1 pseudogene is annotated in these 711 nt (G+C 77.5%); it reads right to left on the bottom strand.

The features are described 5' to 3' along the window. Positions 1–324 (bottom strand): annotated as a pseudogene (locus tag GT042_RS38825) (hypothetical protein); the annotation flags it as partial. Positions 325–711 lie beyond the last annotated feature (387 nt).

The following is a 711-nucleotide window of genomic DNA, read 5'->3' as shown; positions in this document are numbered from 1 at the left end:
CGCCTCGGGCAACGGCCCGCGGGTGTCACGGGGCGCCGGCTCGGGACGCGCCGCCGCGCGCGCGGGAAGCAGCCCCGCCCGACGGCGGACGGTGTGGAAGGCGGCGGAGTCCAGCAGCGCGGTGGGCGCGTCCTTGCCGGAGGCCAGGATCCCGCCGGGCGGGGTGCGGCGGTCCGTACCGAGCAGCGCCGAGACGACAAGATCCTCCCACGCGGTGGCGTGCGCATCGAGGGCAGCCGAACCCGCCCCACCGGGAGCGGTGTCCGCCGCACGGCCCGAGGTCGCGCTGTACGTACGGTCCGAGGTTGCTGCGGTGTCGGTCATCGGGTCCTCCATCGGGTCCTCCGAACGGGCTTGGCAAGAAGGGACGGTGGCGGATGAGGCGGTCTGAGCGGGTGAGCCGGTCTGAGCGGGTGGGCCGGGATCGGCCGGGCGAGGTACGGCGGGAGCTGCGGAGCGGGGGCGGGGCGGGGCGCCCGTACGGCAGCGCATGGTGGTGCGGGACGCGAGGAGTCCTCACGCCGCGGTACGTGCCGGTCCGCCGGCGCCACAGGGGTCGCGTCCCACGCCACGCTCTGCCGAGGGACGGAAGGACTGGCGGCCCGGCACACCGCGCCACGGTTTCCGGCGGTACGGGTGCCTCCGCAGCCTCGCCACGGCCTCCCGCGCGGCCGACGGGATGCCGCGGCGGAGCCGGACGCGGGGGCGGCG

Origin of the sequence: Streptomyces sp. SID3212, from assembly GCF_009865405.1 — a bacterium.
In the GTDB taxonomy this organism is placed as follows: domain Bacteria; phylum Actinomycetota; class Actinomycetes; order Streptomycetales; family Streptomycetaceae; genus Streptomyces.
This window is presented reverse-complemented; position numbering and strand designations above follow the sequence as displayed.